Origin of the sequence: Frankia sp. CeD (assembly GCF_000732115.1) — a bacterium.
GTDB classification, from domain to species: Bacteria; Actinomycetota; Actinomycetes; order Frankiales; family Frankiaceae; genus Frankia; species Frankia casuarinae.
Genome location: NZ_JPGU01000008.1, coordinates 74,742 through 81,616, shown reverse-complemented (window position 1 = coordinate 81,616; position 6,875 = coordinate 74,742). Strand labels below are relative to the sequence as shown.

At 66.8% G+C, this 6,875-nt stretch carries 4 protein-coding genes and 1 pseudogene; 2 read left to right on the top strand and 3 right to left on the bottom strand.

The genetic code is table 11. The features are described from left to right. Nucleotides 1-190 (bottom strand): annotated as a pseudogene (locus CED_RS24235) (DUF397 domain-containing protein); the annotation flags it as partial. A gap of 397 nt (nt 191-587) precedes the next feature. Here CED_RS24235 and CED_RS07655 point away from each other — a divergent pair. After that, on the top strand, nt 588-2,027 hold the full coding sequence (locus tag CED_RS07655; RefSeq protein WP_011437771.1) for a helix-turn-helix transcriptional regulator: 1,440 nt from the start codon (nt 588-590) through the stop codon (nt 2,025-2,027). 1,430 nt (nt 2,028-3,457) lie between these two features. Here CED_RS07655 and CED_RS07645 read toward each other — a convergent pair. After that, on the bottom strand, nt 3,458-4,600 hold the full coding sequence (locus tag CED_RS07645; RefSeq protein ID WP_011437769.1) for a site-specific integrase: 1,143 nt from the start codon (nt 4,598-4,600) through the stop codon (nt 3,458-3,460). Nucleotides 4,601-4,983: 383 nt separating this feature from the next. Between CED_RS07645 and CED_RS24230 the strand changes: the two genes are divergently transcribed. Continuing rightward, nucleotides 4,984-5,142 (top strand): hypothetical protein, encoded by a 159-nt coding sequence (locus CED_RS24230; protein ID WP_160172373.1) that lies wholly within the window; start codon nt 4,984-4,986, stop codon nt 5,140-5,142. 33 nt (nt 5,143-5,175) lie between these two features. On the opposite strand, the gene xerC is transcribed toward CED_RS24230, so the two are convergent. Then, nucleotides 5,176-6,609 (bottom strand): tyrosine recombinase XerC, encoded by a 1,434-nt coding sequence (xerC, locus tag CED_RS07635; protein ID WP_235186949.1) that lies wholly within the window; start codon nt 6,607-6,609, stop codon nt 5,176-5,178. Nucleotides 6,610-6,875: the final 266 nt, after the last annotated feature.

Here is a 6,875-nt window from a genome sequence, read left to right as displayed (position 1 = left end):
CCGGGATCCGGCCGTGCCGCACCGCTACCCCCGGGGCATCCAGCAGCCCGAGCACGCCGACCGGCACCGCGGCCACCTCCACCGCCCCCAGGCCGGCCCGCGCCGTCCGCCACCAGGCCAGACGATCCCGGCCCCGCACCGGCACCTCACACTCCAACCGGGCAAAATGCTCGTCCTCCCACCGGCCCACGGCCAGGACCCCCCTCGTCTCGTGATCACAAGGTGGCCCCGGGCAGGCCCCACCTGCGTGGAACAGCCCGCCCGGAACCGTTCACGGCGCCCGCCGAGGACACGAAGGCCAACCCGGCAGGAACCGCCGCCGAGAAGTCCACCGCGTCAAGCCGGAGGCATCGAGAGCAAACAGACGGTTATCGATGCCGGACAGCCGTGCTCACCTAGACGACCGTTCCCGCGCCCGAACCGGCAGCCGAACGGCAAACGATCAGGTATTCATCCGGCAAACGATCAGAAAACATGTGGTCCACCAGGAAACACGCCAGACAAGGCCCACCGACATCACCGGATAGCAGTAAGCATCCGGCTACGCTTTCTCCCGGGAAATCCGGTAACCAGGGAAGCGAGACGTCATGCCCCCTCAGCCCAGCACACACCCGGGATGGAACCCCGGCCAGCTACGCCGCCACCGCGAACAACTCGGACTGAGCCGGGCCGCCCTCGCCGACAAGATCGCCAACATTGACCCTGTCGTGGCCAAGGAAGCGGGGTTCACCCCACCGGCCGCCGGCCCCGAGATGATCAGCAAGCACGAGCGGGGCGTCAACTTCCCCGGCACGTCCTACCAGGCGGCTTACTGCCACTTTTTCCAGGCCAGCGAACCCGAACTCGGATTCCGCTACCCCTACCCCCACGAACACAAAGACGATCATGCGGGGTCTGTTACACCACCGCTAGCCGGGATACCCTCACAACACCAGCCCACGCCGCAGACCGAGGGGGTGGAGACCGCGAACCGCAGAGACCTACTCAGCCTCACCGCCGCAGCCATAGGACTCACCGCCACCGGCACAGCCGCAGCGATGATCGCGCCCGCCGACAGGTTGGCCATCCTGGAACGCGCCACCGCCGGCAGCGGCGCGGCATCCGCGGCCGAAGGGGCCCTACAGGCCGTGGTGGCCGACTACCTGCACCATCCCCCCGCCGAGACATTGCGCCGGGCCATCGCGTTGCAGCAGCTCACCGACGCCATCACCGCCCAATACCCGCTACGGCCCGCCGACCAGGCCCGGGTCTGGCGCGTATCCGGTGTCGCCACCGGCATCCGCGGATGGCTGGAGAACAACGCCGGACACACCACCGACGCCCGGCTGTCCTTGCGGGAAGCCCACCGCAGAGGCGAACTCCTCGAAGACAATCAGTTGATCGCCTGGACGCGCTTCATGCAGGCCACCATCGAGGACTACGCCGGCAACCCCGCCGGAGCCGAACAGTACGCGCTCGACGGCCTGCGCCACGCACCCAGCGGACCACAACGGGCTATCTTGCTGGTGGGCAGCCTTGCCGGGGCCCGCGCCGCCCATGGCGACATCCGAGGAGTTGACGCGGCCGTCAGCGAGGCCGAAAGCATCGTTAGCAGGCTGACTCCAGACGAGCGCGGCCCGCGAGAGGATCATCGTACCGTCGTTGACAGCCTTACCAGCATCGGATTGCCGATCTTCTCTCTCGACGTCGGCCGAGTGTATTCCCGCCTTGGCGAGATAGGCCGCTTCATGGAGGTAACGGCCGACGTCCGACCCGCCATCGAGCAGGGCAGTAGCTCACGGACGTCCGTGTTCCGCGCGGATGAGGCAGTAGCCGTTGCACGGAGCAAGTCACCGGATCTTGACAGGGTGGCCGCACTTGCCCGCGAAAGTTTGCGTCTCGCTGGCCCGTTCCAGACCGCTCACATCGCAAGCCGGGTCAACGTCGTCCTCGCCGTGACTGACCGCGACTATCCCGCGATTCGATCATTGGCCGACGAGGCCCACACCTGGCGGATCAGCCGCAACAGGCCCATCGACCTCGTCTAACCGGATAACCTGCATAAACAGCAACGATGTTTGATCGTCGCTAATGTTCTGTACTTCCTCAAGGGCGCCCCTTCGGGGCGCCGGGTGGTTCGTGTCACATGTGCCGCACGCGCCGCGCCGAACAGGACCCGTCCGGACCCGCCGCGCGCCGGGCGGGGCCCCGCCTCCCTTCGGTCGGCACCCCACCCGGGCGCGTCGGCNCGGCCACCCGTTCGGAGCGTCGAGGAGATCAGGGAATGTCACCGGTCGAGGGGTGTGGGTTAGAAGCAGTGCTGCCGCGCCCACTCGCCCCACGAGTGCGCAGAGCGCACCCGCAGGACGAGCAGGCTTGCCCACGGAGCAACCCGGGTCAGGCGTCAAGGATGGTCACTGAAACCGGTCGAGTGACGAGAGCCAGCGCAGCTCACCGGGGGCCAGGACTACGGACCCGGGTCCTGGGTAGCCGCCGGGTGTGGCAGCTACCCAGGACAGACGCGGCCTAGGGCTGCTGACCGAGGATTACCGTTTGTTGAACGGTCTGAAGTAGACGATTCATGGTGTCAAGTTCGTCGAGGGTCGTGTCTGTGTCCTTAGCCATGTGTGTCAGAGACCACAGTAGGTGCATCACGTCGCGGCGTGGGCCGCGGTCGGGCGGGGTTTCGTCGCCGGATACATCCTCCGTCGTCCCGTACGCCCGCATCGCAGCGTCGAGCGCCGCACAGGCGATCGTCGCCCAGGTCTGCCCCGCTCCATTGTCGGTCGGGGCGTTCTCGGTGGGCAGCGCGGCACGGCGAGCGGTCATCGCGTCGTCTACCGTGCGTAGCAGCGTGTAGAGATGGGCGTAGTCATCCGGTGACATCCGGGGGGTTTGGAACAGGCCGAGTAGACGCACCAGCGGACCCAACGCGTGAGTCTGGGCAGCTAGCTCATCGTCCGGTATCGGGGTCTGGGCACGCCGGAGCANGCGTCCCGCCGCCAGTAGCACGGCTTGAGCCACTTGCAGCCAGTAGGCAGCCGCGTTCACATCGCTCACACCGTCGATCAGACGCAGGTCGAGGCCCGGCAACATCAGCACAGCTTCGAGCTTCATCCCGTCGTGCCCGTCCCACGTGTGGACGTCGACCGCAATCGGACGGTACGACGGAACGATTGTGATCATCGGGTTGATGGTGGGTGTCCACCCGTCATGTGGTGGTGGCATGATGGCCATAGGTCACGTACTCCTGTGGTCGCAGGGGTTCGGGGCTCAGGCCCGGGTTGCGGTGTTGGCGCACCGTTCCGGGCCGCTTTGTTGTGTACCTACATCATCGCTAATTCGCTTTAGGTTGTGAACACATAAGATTCCCTCACAAAGGGCTCTGGCATCTTCACGGCATGGATCGGGCGGGTGTACGCGGTCGGGACGGTGGACGGCCCGCGGAGACCGAAGGGCTCCAGATTAGCGGTTGGGGTCATATGGCCAGGACCGCGAGGGTTTCCGCCGCGCCGGGGTTCGAGACCTTCCGGCCCATGTAGGTGGACAGGGTGATGGACGGGTTGGCGTGGCCGAGGACATCGGCGATCTGGCGGGGGGTATGCCCATCCCCATCGAGGAGGGTGGCAACGGACCTGCGGCCGAACAGGTGGGACGTCAGGCCGGGGAAGCCGGCATCGTTCACGGCGTCGCGGATGTCGGCCTGAGTGTTACTCGGGTCGCGTAGGCCGCCCATCTGCGCGGGGAACACCACCTCGTCACTGTTCTGTCCGTGGTGGCGGGTGCGCAGCATGGCCACGGCCCAGGCCGGGAGTAGCAACAGCCGGTGGCCCGCCTTCGACTTCGGACGAGGCTTGTTGATCAGACCCTGGCCGGTAATCCGCACCACGGTGGACCGGATTTCCACGGTGCCCGCGTCCAGGTCGACCGCGTCCCAGACGATCCCGCATACCTCCCCGATGCGCGCGCCGGTGGCGATGAGCATGTCCACAAGATCGGGGATGTCGCGGCGCCGCGCCCGTTCGTCGTAGGTGAGCAGCGCCCGCAACTGCCGCAGTTGGGCTGCGCCGAGCGCCTTGGATACCGGCTTCGGTTCCGGTCGGGTGATCTGCCCGGCGTCGCGGACCACGTTGCGGTCCATTGCGTCGAGCCGGGCGGCCATCGCGCACATGCCGGACAGCACTGTTCGCGCGATCCGCGCCGCACCTGGGCCGCTTTTGGTCGTGACCGCGCTGAAAAACCGGTCCGCGGTTCCGACCGTGACCTGTCGGGCCTTCACTCCGCCGAGTGCGGGGTAGACGTGCCGGTCGAGGGTGGTGCGGTAGGCCGCGAGGGTGTTGGGAGAGCGGTCTTTCTTCTGCTGTTCGGCAAACCACGCCTCACCGAGGACCTTCATAGTCGTCTCCGGTGTGATGTCGCCGTCGCCGACCGCGACCCGCAGCCGGTCACGCAGCGCGAGTTTCAGTGCCCGTGTGGCCGCCGCCTTGGAGGTGCCGCCGCGTTCGACTTCGCGGCGTACCCCGTCATGGTCGCGGTAGAAGCAGCGTGCCCGGGAGCCCTTCGCCGTGGCGCTGTAGAAGATCTTTCCGCCGACACCGAGATCTAGACTGGGACGAGCCATGCCACACCGCCGCATCCTTCGGGAGTGGAACGAACGCCCTCATACTAGCCTGATCGTCCCGTACTTACCCCGTACTTTGAGTGATCAATAAGGGTGAATGGCGGCAAATGACGATGCTTGCCTGCAAGCATAATCCGCAGGTATCAGCATGTTTTCGCGAGTAGCGACGGATAACGAATCAATGGGATTGCTAATCCGTCGGTCGTGGGTTCGAGCCCCACCCGCCCCACCCCTCCTGACCTGGCCTTTTGCAGCGGCCAGGTGGCCGTGGAGATCAACAACGGGCCCTGGTGGTGACGTGCTGGTGACGTTGCGACCGCAACCATTTTCCGAGCCTCCTCCGCTGGTTGCGGAGAGTGGCCGTGGCTGGTGAGGGTGCCTCGGTGCCGGTCGATGCGGACGAGCTCTTGGTGGCCCTCGGCGGCCCCGCCGCGGTCGTGGGGATGGCCTGGTCTACCGGCTGTTTGACCGATCTTGACCGTGCGCGGTTGGTGTGGTCTCCCGCGCTGCTGGTGGATCAAGAGCCGATGCGGTCGGTGTGACCGGAGTTTGCTGCGAACCTGACCCGGGGTGTCCTACAGGTCGAGGCCAGGTCCGTTGGCGGGGGGTGGTGTGGGGTCGTCCAAGCTGTCGGGTTCCACCTGGCCGGGTGGGTGTCGGCGGGGGACGATGTCGGCGGCGGCTTTGGCCGCGGCGCGATCCGCGTCGGCGAAGACCGAGGTGTAGACGTCGCCGGTGAAGTGGACGGAGGAGTGTCCGAGGAGTTCGGAGACGACCTTGAGGTCCTTGGTGGCCCGGTAGGTGAGGCTGGCGGCGGTGTGCCTCAGGTCGTGCAGTCGGATCGGGGGCAGGGGGCCGAAGGCGAGCGCGGTCTGAATGGCGTCTTCGGGCATGAAATGCCGGGCGGCGAGCTGGTCGACGGTCCAGCTGTGTTCGGCGTGCTCATGGCGGATGGTGGCGAATCGGGTGATGAGCCGTTCGAAGCGTTGCGAGACGCCGTTGGGGGTGAGCCTGCTGCCATCGGGATGAGTGAACATCCGTCCGCTGTCGACCCAGGCCTTACCGTAAGCGGCGCGTTCCTCGTCTTGGCGCGCCTGCCAGGTGGTGAGGACGTTTTTTGTAGCCGGGTCCAGGCTGACAGTACGGTAGCCGGCGTCGCTTTTGGGTTCGGTGTATTCGTCGCCGTCCAGGTCGAGGTTGTCGTCGGCGCCGGAAACGGATCCGGGGAGGTTGTCGAGGATGTAGATACTGTCGTCGTCGATGTCGATTTCGGTCCAGCCGAGGGCGACGGCTTCACCGCGACGTAGGGCGCGGTGGGCGATGAGATGCCACAGTGGGTAAAGGCGGTCGGCGACGGTGAAGTCGAGGAAGGCACCGGCCTGCTGCGGGGTCCAGACCATGACGGGGGAGGGCCGTTTACCGGTGCGTTCCCAGGCGGCGATCCGCGGTGCGGTCCAGACGAGCGGTCGGGGCTTGCGGGCCTTGGGTAGTTCGACGTGTTCGGCCGGATTGACGCCAAGTTTCTTACGTTTCACGGCGCTGTTGAGCGCGCTCATGGTGGTGGCGTGCACCCGGCGTAGCCGGGAGGCGCTGAGGGGCCGGCGGTGGTTGGGGTCGTCTTTGCGGACTTCGAGGAGGCGGACGAGCAGGGGTGAGCGTTTCCTGCCGTGCAGATCCCGGCCGATGAGCCGCATGGCGGCGTAGAGCTGTTCGATGTGGTGGTCGCGCAGGTCAGCGAGTCTGAGGTGTCCCAGGCCGGGTTTGAGATAGAGGCGGACGTGCTCCTCATACGAGCGGCGGGTGGACGCGGCGAGACTCGCCTTTCCATCGAGCCAGTCGTCGAGGTAGCGGGCGACGGTGAGCCCGGTGTCGTCGGGCCGCCCACCGCCATGGAGTTCGGCCAGGGAACCGGTCAACGCGACCTCGGCCTCCGTCTCGGTCTCGAACGGTCCGCCGGTGGTGCGCCGCCGCCGCCCATTGGGACCGGGTGGGACGTCGTGTATGTACAACCAGGAACCGTGGTCCGACCGGGGCAGTTTCGGACACCGGGCGCCGTAATCCTTGCCTGTCTGGGGATCGCGGCAGCCGCACCGTTTGAACACCGATCCCCTCACTGGACACCATCCGGGCAGCCTGTCCCGGGGGCTACCGCGGCCGAGGATGACGGGCAGCTGCGCCCAAGTTCATCGGACGCGGCTGGTGGGACGGGGCGGGGCATACGATTCATGCGCACCGACGGTCCGGGCTGGTGCCATCGCAGACGGCATCGTCGCGG

Coding starts and splice junctions, on each gene's coding strand:
- CED_RS07645 (WP_011437769.1), bottom strand. CDS start 4,600: ATGGCTCGTCCCAGTCTAGATCTCGGTGTCGGCGGAAAGATCTTCTAC.
- CED_RS07655 (WP_011437771.1), top strand. CDS start 588: ATGCCCCCTCAGCCCAGCACACACCCGGGATGGAACCCCGGCCAGCTA.